This is a genomic window from Actibacterium naphthalenivorans (genome assembly GCF_014196965.1).
Classification (GTDB): Bacteria; Pseudomonadota; Alphaproteobacteria; order Rhodobacterales; family Rhodobacteraceae; genus Actibacterium_A; species Actibacterium_A naphthalenivorans.
This window is the reverse complement of sequence record NZ_JACIEQ010000005.1, coordinates 150,014-164,627: the sequence shown is the minus strand read 5'-3', so window position 1 is coordinate 164,627 and position 14,614 is coordinate 150,014. Positions and strand designations below refer to the sequence as shown.

Annotated in this window: 10 protein-coding genes; 6 read left to right on the top strand and 4 right to left on the bottom strand. The window is 66.7% G+C overall.

Annotated features, from left to right (window positions below; translation table 11 throughout):
* Positions 1-171 precede the first annotated feature (171 nt).
* The 6 genes from cydD (at position 172) to GGR17_RS16160 (ending at position 10,180) form a co-directional block, all read left to right on the top strand.
* Positions 172-1,812: a thiol reductant ABC exporter subunit CydD gene (gene cydD, locus GGR17_RS16185; protein ID WP_054540446.1), complete on the top strand. Its 1,641-nt coding sequence runs from the start codon at positions 172-174 to the stop codon at positions 1,810-1,812.
* A complete protein-coding gene (cydC, locus tag GGR17_RS16180) occupies positions 1,812-3,467 on the top strand; it encodes a thiol reductant ABC exporter subunit CydC (protein WP_054539610.1) in 1,656 nt (551 codons plus the stop codon). Before cydD ends, cydC begins: the two co-directional genes overlap by 1 nt.
* Positions 3,468-3,583: 116 nt before the next feature.
* On the top strand, positions 3,584-5,197 hold the full coding sequence (locus GGR17_RS16175; protein ID WP_054539609.1) for a cytochrome ubiquinol oxidase subunit I: 1,614 nt from the start codon (positions 3,584-3,586) through the stop codon (positions 5,195-5,197).
* Between the two features lie 5 nt (positions 5,198-5,202).
* Positions 5,203-6,354 (top strand): cytochrome d ubiquinol oxidase subunit II, encoded by a 1,152-nt coding sequence (gene cydB / locus GGR17_RS16170; protein WP_054539608.1) that lies wholly within the window; start codon positions 5,203-5,205, stop codon positions 6,352-6,354.
* Between the two features lie 15 nt (positions 6,355-6,369).
* Positions 6,370-6,492: a cytochrome bd-I oxidase subunit CydX gene (gene cydX, locus GGR17_RS16165; protein ID WP_081940289.1), complete on the top strand. Its 123-nt coding sequence runs from the start codon at positions 6,370-6,372 to the stop codon at positions 6,490-6,492.
* 94 nt (positions 6,493-6,586) lie between these two features.
* Positions 6,587-10,180 (top strand): hydantoinase B/oxoprolinase family protein, encoded by a 3,594-nt coding sequence (locus tag GGR17_RS16160; RefSeq protein WP_054539607.1) that lies wholly within the window; start codon positions 6,587-6,589, stop codon positions 10,178-10,180.
* Between the two features lie 15 nt (positions 10,181-10,195).
* Here GGR17_RS16160 and GGR17_RS16155 read toward each other — a convergent pair whose 3' ends face one another.
* The 4 genes from GGR17_RS16155 to puuE form a co-directional block, all read right to left on the bottom strand.
* Positions 10,196-11,566 (bottom strand): uracil-xanthine permease family protein, encoded by a 1,371-nt coding sequence (locus GGR17_RS16155; RefSeq protein WP_054539606.1) that lies wholly within the window; start codon positions 11,564-11,566, stop codon positions 10,196-10,198.
* Between the two features lie 270 nt (positions 11,567-11,836).
* Positions 11,837-12,334 (bottom strand): ureidoglycolate lyase, encoded by a 498-nt coding sequence (locus GGR17_RS16150; protein WP_369817423.1) that lies wholly within the window; start codon positions 12,332-12,334, stop codon positions 11,837-11,839.
* 11 nt (positions 12,335-12,345) lie between these two features.
* Positions 12,346-13,188 carry a bifunctional allantoicase/(S)-ureidoglycine aminohydrolase gene (locus GGR17_RS16145; protein WP_054539604.1) on the bottom strand — a complete coding sequence of 281 codons (843 nt, stop codon included), beginning with the start codon at positions 13,186-13,188 and terminating at the stop codon, positions 12,346-12,348.
* Positions 13,185-14,612 carry an allantoinase PuuE gene (puuE, locus tag GGR17_RS16140; RefSeq protein ID WP_054539603.1) on the bottom strand — a complete coding sequence of 476 codons (1,428 nt, stop codon included), beginning with the start codon at positions 14,610-14,612 and terminating at the stop codon, positions 13,185-13,187. Before puuE ends, GGR17_RS16145 begins: the two co-directional genes overlap by 4 nt.
* Between the last annotated feature and the right edge of the window lie 2 nt (positions 14,613-14,614).

The following is a 14,614-nucleotide window of genomic DNA, read 5'->3' as shown; positions in this document are numbered from 1 at the left end:
CGCGAATGCTTTGTGGGGCCATGCCCGTTCCGATGGCAGTGACAGAGTTGGCCGGGCTTGATTCAGATCAGGTCATCAAGGGTGTTGTCTCATTAAAGAAGGTTGTGAGATACATCTTTGGGCATGCACGTGGCCGATCCCGATCAGAGTGATGGAAAAAACGCAGGGCGCATGCTCGCGGCGATGGCGCTGCCGGTCCGGCGGCCGCTTCAGGCGGCGTCGGCACTGTCTGTTTTCGCAAGTCTTCTGTGGATCGCGCAGGCGGCGTTTGTGGCTTGGGCGCTGTCGGCCCTGCTGGCGCCAGGCGGTATGGTCGAGGCCGCCATCGCGGCGGGCGGCTTTGCCCTGATCGGCCTGATCCGTGCGGGGCTTGGGTTCGTGGCCGAGGGGATTTCCTTTCGTGCGGCCGAAAAGATCGTCGTGACCCGGAGAAAAGAGATCGTGGCCCGCGAAAGCCTGCGCCGCCGGAACGGCACCGCGGGCTCCGCCGCCATCGCCGCCCTGGCTGCTGAAAAGCTCGATCTGATCGAGCCCTATCTGACACGCTATGCCCCGGCCCGGATGCGCGTGGCGGTCGTGCCGATTGTGATTCTGGCCATCGCGTTCGCGCTGTCCTGGGCGGTGGGGCTCGTGCTTCTGGTCTCGGGGCCGCTGATCCCGGTTTTCATGGCGCTGGTCGGCATGGCCGCCAAAGAGGCTAGCGAACGGCAGATGCAGAAGATCGGGTCGCTCAACGATCTGCTGTCAGAGCGTCTGTCGGCGCTGGTCGACATCCGGCTGCTGGATGCGGGCGATGCGGTCGTCGCCGGGTTCCGGCACGAGGCCGACAGCCTGCGCCAGCGCACGATGGAGGTGCTGCGCATCGCGTTTCTGTCCTCTACGGTGCTGGAGCTGTTCTCGGCCATCGGCGTGGCCATGGTTGCGGTCTATGTCGGGTTCAGCCTGCTGGGGCAGCTTGGTTTCGGCGCCTATGCCACGCCCCTTACCGCGGCCGAGGGGATCTTTCTGCTGTTGCTGGCGCCGGACTATTTTCAGCCGATGCGCGATCTGTCCGCCGCCTGGCACGATAAAGCCTCGGCCGAGGCGGTGGCCGGGGAACTTGCAGGCTGGCACGAAGCCGGGGCCGGTCAGATCCTTGGCACCGGCGATCCGCAACCGGCCCTGACGGGCCCGGCGCATATCGCGCTGCGCGGGCTGACGCTCAGGCTTCCGGATGGGCGTGACCTGCGGTTTCCCGATCTGGATATTCCGGCGGGCACATCCATTGCCATCACAGGGGCGAGCGGGGCGGGTAAGACCACGTTGCTGTCACTTCTGGCCGGTCTGCAACAGCCTGCGGGTGGGGCGATCCTGGTCGCCGGGCGGCCGCTGACGGACGACACCGCCGACGCCTGGCGCGCGCGGCTTGGCTGGGTGCCCCAGGCGCCGCGTTTTCTGAACGCCAGCCTGCGCCGCAATGTCACGCTTGGCGCGCTATACGATCCCGCCCGCCTGTCGGGCGCGCTGGCAACGGCGGCGGTGGGCGATGTGGTGGCGGCCGCGCCGCGCGGGCTGCAGACCCGGCTGGGCGAGGCCGGCGGCGGCCTGTCGGGCGGCGAGGGGCGGCGGCTGACGGTGGCGCGCGCGGCCTATGCCGGCGCGGATGTGCTGCTTGCGGACGAACCCACCGCGGATCTGGACGCCGAAACGGCGCGGGCCGTGGCCGACGGGCTGATGGCCCTGTCGCGCGCGGGGGCCACGCTGATCGTGGCCACCCATGACGCGGCGCTGGCCGCACGGATGGACAGGCAAGTATCGCTGGAGGCTGGCTGATGCGCGCCCTGTTCCGCATTCTGCGCCTGATCATGGCGTCCCGGCCCGGCGTGATGCTGCGCGGCGCGCTGCTTGGCGTGGTGGTGCTGCTGGCCGGCGTGGCGCTGCTCGGGCTTTCGGGCTGGTTCATCACCGCCGCCGCCGCGGCCGGGCTGGTGGGGGCAGGGGCGGTGTTCGACGTGTTCCGCCCCGCCGCGGCCGTGCGGATGCTGGCGCTTGGCCGGACGGCGGCGCGCTACGGCGAACGGCTCTTGACCCATGATGCCACGTTGCGCGCCCTGACCGATTTGCGCGCGCTGCTGCTGCGCCACCTGTCGCAGGCGCCCCATGACCGGCTCGTGCGGCTGCGCGGCGCCCTGGCGCTGAACCGGCTGATGGCTGATGTCGATGCGCTGGATGCCATCCCGCTGCGCTTTGCGCTGCCCATCCTGTCGGCGCTGGTGGCGCATCTGGTCAGCTTTGCCGCGCTTGTTCTGCTGGTGGATCTGCGCGTCGCGGTCTGGGTCGTGGCGACATATGTGATTGCCGCCGGTGCAATTCTGGTCTGGGCGGCGCGCACGGCCGACAAACCCTCGCGCCGGGTCGAGCGGGCCCGGCAGGCGTTCCGCGCCCGGCTGATCGACCTGCTGCGCGCGCGCGATGATCTGGCGGTCTATGGGCGGCTGGGCGATCAGCGCGAGGCCGTGCTGGACGCCGACCGGCGGCGCGGCGCCGAACGGGCGCGGCTGGACCGGACAGAGCGGTTTGCCGGGGCGCTGCTGGCGATGACGGGCACGCTCGTGGTGGCGGGCGCGCTGTTGCTTGGCGCCTGGCTGGTGCGTGCCGGGGTGTTTCAGGCGCCTGTGGCAGCACTTGGGGTGTTCATGGCGCTGGCGCTCGCGGAATCCATCGCCCCGCTGCGCCGCACCGCGGCCGAGATGGGCCGGATGAGCGATGCCGCCCGGCGCGTCGAGCATTCCCTCGTGCCGGACGCCGGCCCGGCCCCCGGTCAGGGCCAGACCACGCCCGCCGCCGGGGCCCCGGCGATCGAGCTTGAGCGCGTGTGTTTCAGCCGTGGTGCGGCGGGCGCGCCGGTGCTGAACGGATTTTCGCTCTGTCTGATGCCTGGCCAGACCGTGGCGCTGGAAGGGCCGAGCGGGCGCGGCAAAAGCACGCTGTTGCTGATCCTCGCCGGGCTGCTGACACCTCAGGGCGGTACGGTCCGCGTGCTGGGCCATCCCGTCGATGCCTGGTCGCCGAAGGCCCTGCGCCGCCATCTGGCCCTGCTGCCGCAGCGCAGCGCGCTGATGTCGGGCAGCATCCGCGAGGCCCTGTCGCTTGCCTGCCCGGATCTGCCCGACAGCGCCGCGTGGGAGGTGCTGCGCGCGGTTTGCCTGGAGCAGACGCTCCGCGCCAAGGGCGGCCTTGACTGGCGGCTGGGCGAAGCGGGCGCCGGCCTTTCGGGGGGCGAGCAGCGGCGGCTGGCGCTGGCGCGGGTTCTGCTGCGCCGGCCCGACGTTCTGCTGCTGGACGAGCCGACCGAGGGGCTGGACGCTGAAACGGCAATGCGGGTTCTCGCCGGCCTGCGCGGTTATCTTCCCGACGCGGCGATCCTGATCGCCTCGCATAATGCCACCGAGCGGGCATGGGCCGGGGCGACGATTTGCGTCGGGTAGATATTACATTTTCTGCATATGCTTGATCCATATCAAGGCTGGGCACAGCCGATCGTCGCATATGCATAAATAGGTATTTGCGAGGCAAGTTTATCCTCGCCAGCAAGGAGAACGACATGGAACTGGACATTGTCGAGTTGTCGCGACTGCAATTCGCGATGACAGCCATGTATCACTTCCTCTTCGTGCCGCTGACGCTGGGCCTGTCGGTCCTCGTCGCGATCATGGAGACGGTCTATGTGATGACCAACCGGCCGATCTGGCGCCAGATGACCAAATTCTGGGGGTCGCTTTTCGGGATCAACTTCGTTCTTGGTGTCGCCACCGGCATCACCATGGAGTTCCAGTTCGGCATGAACTGGAGCTATTACAGCCATTATATGGGCGATATCTTTGGCGCCCCGCTGGCGATCGAGGGGCTGATGGCCTTCTTCCTCGAGGCGACCTTCGTGGGGCTGTTCTTCTTCGGCTGGGACAAGCTGAGCAAGCGCGCGCACCTGACTGTCACCTGGCTGGTCGCGCTCGGCTCCAACCTCTCGGCGCTGTGGATCCTGATCGCCAACGGCTGGATGCAAAACCCCGTGGGCGCGGAATTCAACCCGATGACCATGCGGATGGAGATGACCAGCTTCTTCGAGGTCATGTTCAACGAGGTCGCGCAGGCCAAATTCGTGCACACGGTTTCGGCCGGCTACGTCACCGCCGCGGTCTTTGTTCTGGGCGTCTCGGCCTGGTACCTGCTGAAAGGGCGCCACACCGAACTGGCCCGGCGCTCGATCTCGGTCGCGGCCAGCTTTGGCCTGGCCTCCGCGGTGTCGGTTGTCGTTCTTGGTGACGAATCCGGGTATTCCGCCACCCACAGCCAGAAAATGAAACTCGCCGCAATCGAGGCGATGTGGCACACCCAGCCCGCGCCGGCCTCTTTCACGCTGGTGGGTTTCCCCAACCGCGAGGCGCGCGAGACGCATTATGCCATCCACGTTCCCTGGGCGATGGGGCTGATCGGCACGCGTTCGCTGACCACCGAAATTCCGGGCATTGCCGAGCTGGTGGAAAACGCCGAGGCGCGCATCCGGTCGGGCATCATCGCCTATGACGCGCTGACCCAGATCCGCGAGTTGCGCGATGACGCGCCCGCCGATGTGGTGGCAACCTTCGAAGAGCACAGCGGCGATCTTGGCTTCGCCTTCCTGCTGCGCCGCTACGTCGACGATCCGCGCGATGCCACCGACAAGCAGATCGCCATCGCCTCGAACGATACCGTGCCGCAGGTCTGGCCGCTGTTCTGGGCGTTCCGGTTCATGGTAGCGCTCGGTTTCGGCTTCATCGCCACGATGACCTATTTCTTCTTCATGGCCAGCTTCAGGGGCATGCGCTTTCCGCGCCCCGCCTTGCGGCTCGCGGTGATCATGATCCCCGCGCCCTGGATCGCGGCAGAGCTTGGCTGGTTCGTGGCCGAATTCGGCCGCCAGCCCTGGACGGTGGACGGCGTGCTGCCCACGGCGATGTCCGTCAGCCATCTGAGCGTGAGCGACCTGCTGCTGACGCTTGCCGGGTTCGTGACGCTCTATACCGTGCTCTTCGTGATCGAGATGGGGCTGATGCTGAAATACATCCGCAAGGGCCCCTATATGGACGTCGCCGAAACCGACGTCTGGACAGAGCGGCACACGCATCGCCTGCGGACCCATGACGGCAAGGGCCCGTTTGCCGAAACCCCTGCGGAGTAAGTCTGATGATCCTTCATGAACTGATCGAATTCGACACCCTGCGCGTCATCTGGTGGCTTCTGCTCGGCGTCCTGCTGATCGGCTTCGCCCTGACCGACGGGTTCGACCTGGGCGTGGGCGCGCTGTTGCCCTTCGTCGCCAAGACAGACACCGAGCGCCGCGTGGTGATCAACACGGTCGGCCCGGTCTGGGAAGGCAACCAGGTGTGGTTCATCCTGGGGGGCGGCGCCATTTTCGCGGCATGGCCCTCGCTCTACGCGGTCAGCTTCTCGGGCTTCTATCTGGCGATGTTCGTGGTGCTTGCCGCGCTCATCCTGCGCCCGGTGGCCTTCACCTACCGCTCCAAACGCGAAGACACCACCTGGCGCACGGCGTGGGACTGGGCGCTTTTCGTCGGCGGCGCGGTGCCGGCGCTGATCTTCGGCGTGGCTGTGGGCAATGTGCTGCAGGGCGTGCCCTTCCGCCTGACGGATGATCTGTGGGCGATGTATGAAGGGGGCTTTTTCGGCCTGCTCAACCCTTTCGCGCTGTTGGCGGGGGCGGTTTCGGTGGCGATGCTGCTGCAGCATGGCGCCGCCTGGCTGACGCTGAAGACCGAAGGGCCGGTGTCCCAACGCGCCCGTACCTATGGCAGTGTCGCGGGCATCGTGGCGATGGCCGGCTATGCGCTGGCGGGTGTGTGGCTCCTGTTCGGGATCGACGGTTATACGCTGGTCGATGACGTGGTGCGCAACGGCCCGTCGAACCCGCTGCATTCCGAAGTTGCAAAGGGTGTGAGCTGGGGCGCGTCCTACACCGCGCGCCCGTGGATCGCGATCGCACCGCTGCTGGGCTTTGTCGGCATGGCGATGGCCATGCGCGGGCTGCGCGCCGGGCGCGAGGTCTCGACTCTGCTGTGGTCGAAGCTGGGTATCTTCGGCGTCATCTCTTCGGTGGGGCTGACGATGTTCCCCTTCATCCTGCCCTCGACAATCGATCCGCGGTCCTCCCTGACGGTCTGGGACAGTTCGTCGTCGCATCTGACGCTGTTCGTGATGCTGGTGGTGACGGTGATCTTCGTGCCGCTGATCCTGCTCTATACCGCTTGGGTCTATAAAGTGCTGTGGGGCAAGGTGACGGAAGATGATGTCACCAGCAACTCTGAGAGCCTGTACTGAGGAAAGGGACCTGACATGTGGTATTTCGCCTGGATCCTGGGGGTTCTGCTGGCCGCCATGTTCGCCGTCGTCAACGCGATGTGGCTGGAGCTGCAGGAAGACCGCCATCTGGCAGAGGATGACGCGCCCGTCTCCTGATGCCCGCGGCGGGGCGCAAGGCTGCGCCCCGTTCCTCTGATTGACATTCCGGCCCCCATCCCCGACTTCCTGTATGGGTTTCATGGGGGCTGCGATGGGCGCGGAGTGGGAATTCTGGATCGACCGGGGCGGCACCTTCACCGATGTGGTGGCGCGCCACCCGGACGGCCGGCTGAGCACCCACAAGCTGCTTTCGGAAAACCCCGAACGCTACCGCGATGCGGCGGTTCACGGCATCCGCACGGCGATGGGCCTTGCCCTTGGCGATGCGATCCCCGAAGGCGCGATCGGCGCGGTCAAGATGGGCACCACCGTCGCCACCAACGCGCTGCTGGAGCGCAAGGGCGAGCGGGTGCTGCTGCTGATCACCGAGGGCTTCGCAGATCTGCTGCGCATCGGCTATCAGACCCGGCCGCGCCTGTTCGACCTGGAGATCCGCAGACCGGACCAACTGTATGAAACGGTTGCCGAATTGTCCGAAAGGTTGGATGCCGAAGGCCGCGTGTTGCGCCCGCTGGACGAAGGCGCCGCCCGTGCCGCGCTGCAGGCCGCCTTTGACACGGGTATCCGGGCAGTGGCCGTCGCCTGCCTTCACGCTTATCTGAACCCCGTTCACGAAGCGCGCGTGGCAGAGATTGCCGCCGAAGTCGGGTTTACCCAGATCTCCGCCAGCCACCGTACGTCGCGCCTGATCAAGCTGGTGGGGCGGGGGGATACCACCGTGGTCGACGCCTATCTTTCGCCGATCCTGCGCCGCTATGTCGATCAGGTCGCAGGGGCGCTGGACATGGGGCGGGCCTGCGAACGGCTGCTGTTCATGCAATCCGGCGGCGGGCTGACGGACGCGGCGCTGTTCCAGGGCAAGGACGCCATCCTTTCCGGCCCCGCCGGCGGGATCGTCGGCATGGTCAAGACCGCCGGGATGGCGGGGTTCGACCGGCTGATCGGCTTCGACATGGGCGGCACCTCTACCGATGTCAGCCACTACGCGGGCGAGTATGAGCGCAGCTTCGAGACGGAGGTGGCCGGCGTTCGGATGCGCGCGCCGATGATGGATATTCACACGGTCGCGGCCGGGGGGGGGTCGGTCTGCAGCTTCCGCGACGGGCGCTTTCAGGTCGGGCCGGAAAGCGCGGGCGCCGATCCCGGACCCGCCTGCTATCGCCGGGGCGGGCCGCTGACGGTGACCGATTGCAACGTGATGCTGGGCAAGCTGACACCGGCGCATTTCCCGGCGGTTTTCGGACCGGAGGGCGACCAGCCGCTGGATGTTGCAGTGGTGCGCGAGAAATTCACGGCGCTGGCCGCGCGGATCGCCGCGCAAACCGGCGCCGCGCCGCAAACGCCCGAGGCGGTGGCCCAAGGGTTTCTGCGCATCGCGGTCGACAATATGGCCAACGCGATCAAGAAGATCAGCGTGCAGCGCGGCCATGACGTGACCGGCTATACGCTGCAATGTTTCGGCGGCGCGGGCGGGCAGCATGCCTGCCTCGTGGCCGACGCGCTGGGGATGAAACGGGTGTTCCTGCATCCCTTCGCGGGGGTATTGTCGGCCTATGGCATGGGCCTGGCCGAGATCCGCACGATGCAGGAGCGGCAGGTGGACGCCGCGCTGTCCGATGCCGAAGCCGCCGCCGAGGCGCTGCAGGCGCTGCGGCACGCGACGATCGCCGAGGTCGCAACGCAGGGTGTGCCTGCCGCCGCCATCCGCACCGAGGCGCGCGCGCATCTGCGCTATGAAGGCTCTCACCAGACGCTGGAGGTGCCGTTTGGCCCCCCGGCGGACATGCAGGCCGCGTTCGAGGCGGTGCATCAGAAACGTTTCGGCTTCACCTCTCCTGAACGTGCACTGTTCTTCGATATGGTCAGCGTCGAGGCAATCGGCGAAACCGGAGAGGCTCCGGCCGGCAGTGCCCCCGGCGGCGGGGCCGAGGCGATCGACCGGATCGCGGTATGTTTTGACGGCACGTTCCGCGATGTACCGCTGTTTGATCGCGCGCGGATCGGCGCGGAGGCGCGCATCACCGGCCCGGCCATCATCACCGAGGCGACCGGCACCAATATCGTGGAACCCGGCTGGGCGGCGCGGGTGGATGGATTGGGCAATCTGATCCTGGAGCGGGTGGCGCAAAAGGCCCGCCCGCACGCGGCGGGCACGGGGGCAGACCCTGTGTTGCTGGAGGTGTTCAACAACCTGTTCATGTCTGTGGCCGATCAGATGGGCGCGACCCTGGCCAACACGTCATGGTCGGTCAACATCAAGGAAAGGCTGGATTTTTCCTGCGCGATCTTCGATGCGGCGGGCGATCTGGTGGCCAATGCGCCGCATGTGCCGGTGCACCTCGGCTCCATGTCCGACAGCATCAAGACGGTGATGCGCCAGAATGCGGGGGCGATCCGGCCCGGTGATGCTTTCATGCTGAATTCGCCCTATAACGGCGGCACGCATCTGCCCGATGTCACGGTGGTGACGCCCGTGTTCATCGGCGAGGATATCCGGTTCTGGCTGGGCTCGCGCGGGCATCATGCCGATATCGGCGGGCGCACCCCCGGATCGGCCCCGCCCGACAGCTCGCATATCGAGCAGGAGGGCGTGCTGATCGACAATTTCCGGCTGGTCGATCAGGAAAGCTTTCGGGAAGAGGCCGTGGCGGCGCTGCTGGGCGGGGGGCCCTATCCGTGCCGCAACATTCCGCAGAACATGGCCGACCTGAAGGCGCAGGTGGCGGCCAATGAAACTGGGCGGCGGGAACTGCTGAAAGTGGTGGCGGGCTATGGCGGCGATGTGGTGTCGGCCTACATGAACCACGTTCAGGACAATGCGGAGGAAAGCGTGCGCCGCGTCATCGACCGGCTGCGCGACGGGCGTTTCAGCTATCCGATGGACAATGGCGCGCTGATCGAGGTGGCGGTGCGGGTGGATCGCGCGGCGCGGGCGGCGGTGATTGATTTCACAGGCACCAGCCCGCAGCAGCCGGGCAATTACAACGCGCCCTATGCGATTTGCCGGGCGGTGGTGCTTTACGTGTTCCGCACGCTGGTGGGGGCCGATATTCCGCTGAACGAGGGCTGCCTGAAACCGTTGCGGATCATCGCGCCGGAAGGCTCGATGCTGAACCCGGCCTGGCCGGCGGCGGTGATCGCGGGCAATACCGAGGTCAGCCAGGCGGCGTGCAACGCGCTTTACGGGGCGCTGGGGGTGATCGCGGGCAGCCAGGGCACGATGAACAATTTCATCTGGGGCAATGACGATTTCCAGAACTACGAGACCATCGCCGGCGGCACCGGCGCCGGGCCGGGGTTCAATGGCTGCGACGCTGTGCAAAGCCACATGACCAACACCCGGATGACCGATCCCGAAGTGCTGGAAAAGCGGTTCCCGGTGCGGCTGGAGGCGTTCGGCATCCGCCGGGGCTCTGGCGGGGCGGGGCGCTGGCACGGGGGCGACGGCGCGGTGCGGCGGCTGCGGTTTCTGGTGCCGGTGACGGTGACGACGCTGTGTTCACACCGCAAGGTGCCGCCCTTCGGCGTCGATGGCGGCCTGCCGGGCGCGGTGGGGCGCAATGCCGCCGAGTTGCCGGACGGACGCCGGGTGGTGCTGGGCGGCAATGACGAAATCGAGCTGCCCGCGGGTGGCCTGTTCGAAATGCTGACACCCGGCGGCGGCGGGTGGGGGCGGGCCGGATAGCCCGCCCTTGGGCGCTCAGTCGATCGACGGGTCCAGCAGCGGCGTGCCGTCTTCGGGCAGCAGCAGCGACAGGATGATCGCCGACAGGCCCGACAGGGTGATCGGTGTTGCCACGACCTGTTTCAGGAAGGTCGGCAGGTGCTGTGTGGCCTCCGGCACCAGCGTGACGCCGAGGCCGAGGCCGAAGGAAACCGCCATGATATAGACCTTGCGGCGGTCCATCTCCTGTGTGGCGAGGATGCGGATGCCGGCCACGGCGATGGTGCCGAACAGAACCAGCGTCGCGCCGCCCAGAACCGGCTTGGGGATCAGCAGGAAGGCCGACCCGATGATCGGAAAGAAGCCCATGAGCACCAGGATGCCGGCGATATAGATCCCGATGTGGCGGCTGGCCACGCCGGTCATCTGGATCACGCCGTTGTTCTGCGAAAAGGTGGTGTTGGGGAAGGTGTTGAAGATCGCGGCGATGCCGGAATTGACGCCATCCGCCAGGATGCCGCCCTTGATGCGTTTCATGTAGAGCGGCCCCTCGACCGGCTGGCCCGAGATGACGGAATTCGCCGTCAGGTCGCCGCTGGTTTCGATCGCCGTCACCAGATAGATGAAGGCGATCGGCACAAACAGGGTCAGATCAAAGGCGAAGCCGAATTTGAACGGCACCGGCAGGGCGAACATCGGCGCGTTGCCAAAAGCCGAGAAATCGACCTTGCCGAGTGCGGCGGCAACCACGAAGCCGACGAGCAGGCCAAGCATGATCGCCGAAATCCGGACAAGGGGGCCGCCATAGAAGGTCAGGGTCAGGATCGCGATCACGACGATCGAGCCCATGATCAGGTTGACCGGCGCGCCCAGGGTTTCGCCCGCCGTGGCACCGCCGGCGAAATCGGTGAAGCCGACCTTGATCAGGCTCAGCCCGATCACCGTGATCACGACGCCGGTGACGGTCGGGGTGATGACCTTGCCGAGCTTGTCGATGAACTGGCTGAGCATGATCTCGACCAGACAGCCGACAAGGCACAGGCCGAACAGCATCGCCAGAATATCCTCCGGCGTGCCGCCCTGGCCCTTTACCGCGAATCCGGCCGCCAGCAGGGCACCCAGAAAGGCAAAGCTGGTGCCCTGCAGGCTGAGCAGGCCCGAGCCGACGGGGCCGATCGTCTTGCACTGGATGAAGGTCGCGACGCCCGACACGAACATCGACATGGCGATCAGATAGGGGATATGGGCCCCGAGCCCGAGCACCCCGCCGATGATCAGGGTCGGCGTGACGATGCCGACGATCGACGCAAGGATATGCTGGATCGCGGCCAGCAGGCTGGGGCCCGGTGGCGGGGTATCATCCAGCTTGTATATCAGGGAACTGGCCGACGCGGGTTTGCTGGTCATTGGCGGAACTCCGTTCTGATCGTTTCGTGAACTCGGGTCTTGGCGTCAGGCCGGTGCCGCAATGGCTGTGTGCTGTCCCTCGTGCGGCCTGCGTGCCGTGATACGAACAGAGTGAACGGGATGAGCGTCGGCGCACCAAACCCTGTGGCGATCCGGCGGGGCGGAGGGGGGCGCAGTGGTGCGGTGGCGACACAATTTGGTCATGGTTTCGCACGCGCGCCTAATATTTGGGCGAATTTCCGGGTGGGGCCGGCGGAGCGCCCCGGCGGGTCACGGCGCGTCTGCGCCTGCCGGAGCGACGCGATAGGGCGTGTCGAACCAGTATTCTTCGAGGTTCTCGGTGTTTCCGATGCGGTCGACCACGGCGAAAAGGCCGGGCGCGTGCAGCGGTGTCAGCACGCCGTGCCAGGTGCCGCGGTGAAAGTTGATGGCCTGCCCCGGCGCGGTCAGAAAGGCCAGCGGGCGGCCGGGCCTGCCGCTTTCGTCCGGCGCGACGATCACCACGAAGGGATGCGCGCTCATCGGGATGAAGGCCTGGCTTCCGTCGGGGTGACGCTCGACCATGTCGAGCGTCAGGGGCAACTGGCGGGGCTCTGCCCGGAACAGGCTCAGCCCGGCGCGGCCCTGCGGGCCGAAATCCATCCGCGCGCGGTCGTGGTAGCGGCCGCAAAGACCTTGGTTGATGATCTTGTCGGGCGCGCCTTCGCACTCCAGCACATCGCCGAAGGGGGCAAAGGCCGCGGCCGTCAGCGGTTGAAGGAGGATCAGCACGCCGGCCATCAGCGAAGCTGAAGCCTCGGGTGCCGGTTCACATCCTTGTAGAGCAGATAGCGGAACGGCCGCTGCCCGGCCGCATAGCACGCCTGCGGGCAGAAGGCGCGCAGCCACAGGAAATCGCCCTCGGCCACCTCGACCCAATCCTGATTGAGCAGATAGACGCCGCGCCCCTGCAACACGTAAAGCCCGTGTTCCATCACATGGGTTTCGGCAAAGGGGATCGTGCCACCCGGCAGGAAGGTGACGATGTTGACATGCATGTCGTAGCGCAAATCGTCAGGGTCCACGAAGCGGCTGGTGGACCAGAAACCGACCGTGTCCGGCATGCCCAGCGGCTCGACCGCGTCGTCGCTGGTGACGAAAGACGGCGGCGGTTCGATCCCGTCCACGGCCTCGTATTGCTTGCGGATCCAGACGAATGTGGTGGGCGTGTCGCTGTCATTGGCCACGCTCCAGCGGGTGTGGGGCCCGATGAAGGCATAGCCGCCCGGCTCCATCTCGTTGCCGACGCCGTCGATCACGAGCCGCAGGTGGCCGGCCAGCACGAAGATTACCGCCTCGGCGCCGGTTTCGGGTTCGGGATGATCCGATCCGCCGCCGGGCGACACCTCGACGATATACTGGGCGAAGGTCTCGGCGAAGCCGCTGAGGGGGCGGGCCAGCACCCAGGCGCGGGTGCGGGTCCAGCCAGGAAAGAGGCTGGTCACGATGTCGGACATCACCCCGCGCGGGATCACGGCATAGGCATTGGTGAAATGCGCATGTTCACGGGCGCGCTGGTTCTGGTCCGGCAGGCCGCCGGTGGGCGCGTAATAGGTGCGGGGGGCGGGCTCGGGACGGTTCATTTCAGCAGATCTTTCAGGCGGTGCAGGGCGATCCGCTCGACCTGCCGGCAGGCTGTGTTGAACTCTGAATCGTAGTCATTGTCCAGCCGGGCGCGAAAGGCGGCCAGAATGGCGGCCTTGTCGTTGTCGCGGGCGGCGATGATGAAGGGAAAGCCGAATTTCGCGGTGTAGGCATCGTTCAGCCGGGTGAATTCGGCCCGTTCGGCCTCTGTCAGGGCGTCGAGCCCGGCGGCGGCCTGCTCGGCCGTGCTTTCGGCGGTCAGGCGTTTGGCGGTGGCCAGTTTGCCGGCAAGATCGGGATGGGCGGCGAGCACGCCCAGCCGCTCATCAGCCGTGGCGGAACGGAAGGCGCGGCAGAGCGCGGAATGAACGCCGATGGCGCAGTCATGGGCGGGGCCGAGTTCCAGATTGAAGGCGCGGTCGGCGACCCAGGGGGAATGTTCGAAGATGCCGCCAAAGGCCTGGACGAAGGCCTCTCGCGTCATCTCCGACGGGCGGTCGAAGGGCACTGGCGGGAAGTTTTCGGCCCAGTGCTCGGCGATGTCGATGCGCCGGGCGAACCAGACGCCGGCATGGCGTTTGGCATATTCGATGAAGCGGCGCAGCGCCTCGATCCGGCCGGGGCGGCCGATCAGCCGGCAATGCAGCCCGATCGACAGCATCCTGGCCCGGTCATGGCTGCCCTCGGCATACAGCGCGTCGAAACTGTCTTTCAGGTAGGTGTAGAACTGATCGCCCGAGTTGAACCCCTGCGGCGTGGCGAAGCGCATGTCGTTGGCATCGAGCGTATAGGGCACCAGAAGCTGGTCACGCCCCTTGTGGCGGCGCCAATAGGGCAGATCATCGGAATAGATGTCGGCGATATAATCGAACCCGCCTTCCTCGCTGGCCAGATCGACGGTGTTGACCGAACAGCGGCCGGTGTACCAGCCGCGCGGGCGTTCGCCGGTGACTTCGGTGTGCAGGCGGATCGCCTCGGCCATGTCGGCGCGTTCGTCTTCGGGGGCGGCGTCTTTGTATTCGATCCATTTCAGGCCGTGGCTGGCGATCTCCCACCCGGCGTCCTGCATCGCCGCAACCTGGGCGGGCGCGCGGGCCAGCGCCGTGGCGACGCCGTAAACGGTGACCGGAACATCCTCGCCGGTGAACAGCCTGTGCAGGCGCCAGAACCCGGCGCGGGCGCCGTATTCATAGATCGATTCCATGTTCCAGTGGCGCTGCCCCGGCCAGGGCGCGGCGCCGACGATTTCCGACAGGAATGCCTCTGACGCGGCATCGCCGTGCAGGATGCAGTTTTCGCCGCCCTCTTCATAGTTGATGACGAATTGCACGGCGATGCGGGCGCCGCCGGGCCATTTCGGATCGGGCGGGGTGGCGCCGTATCCCAGCATGTCGCGTTGGTACCGGGGGGCGGTGTCTGTCATGG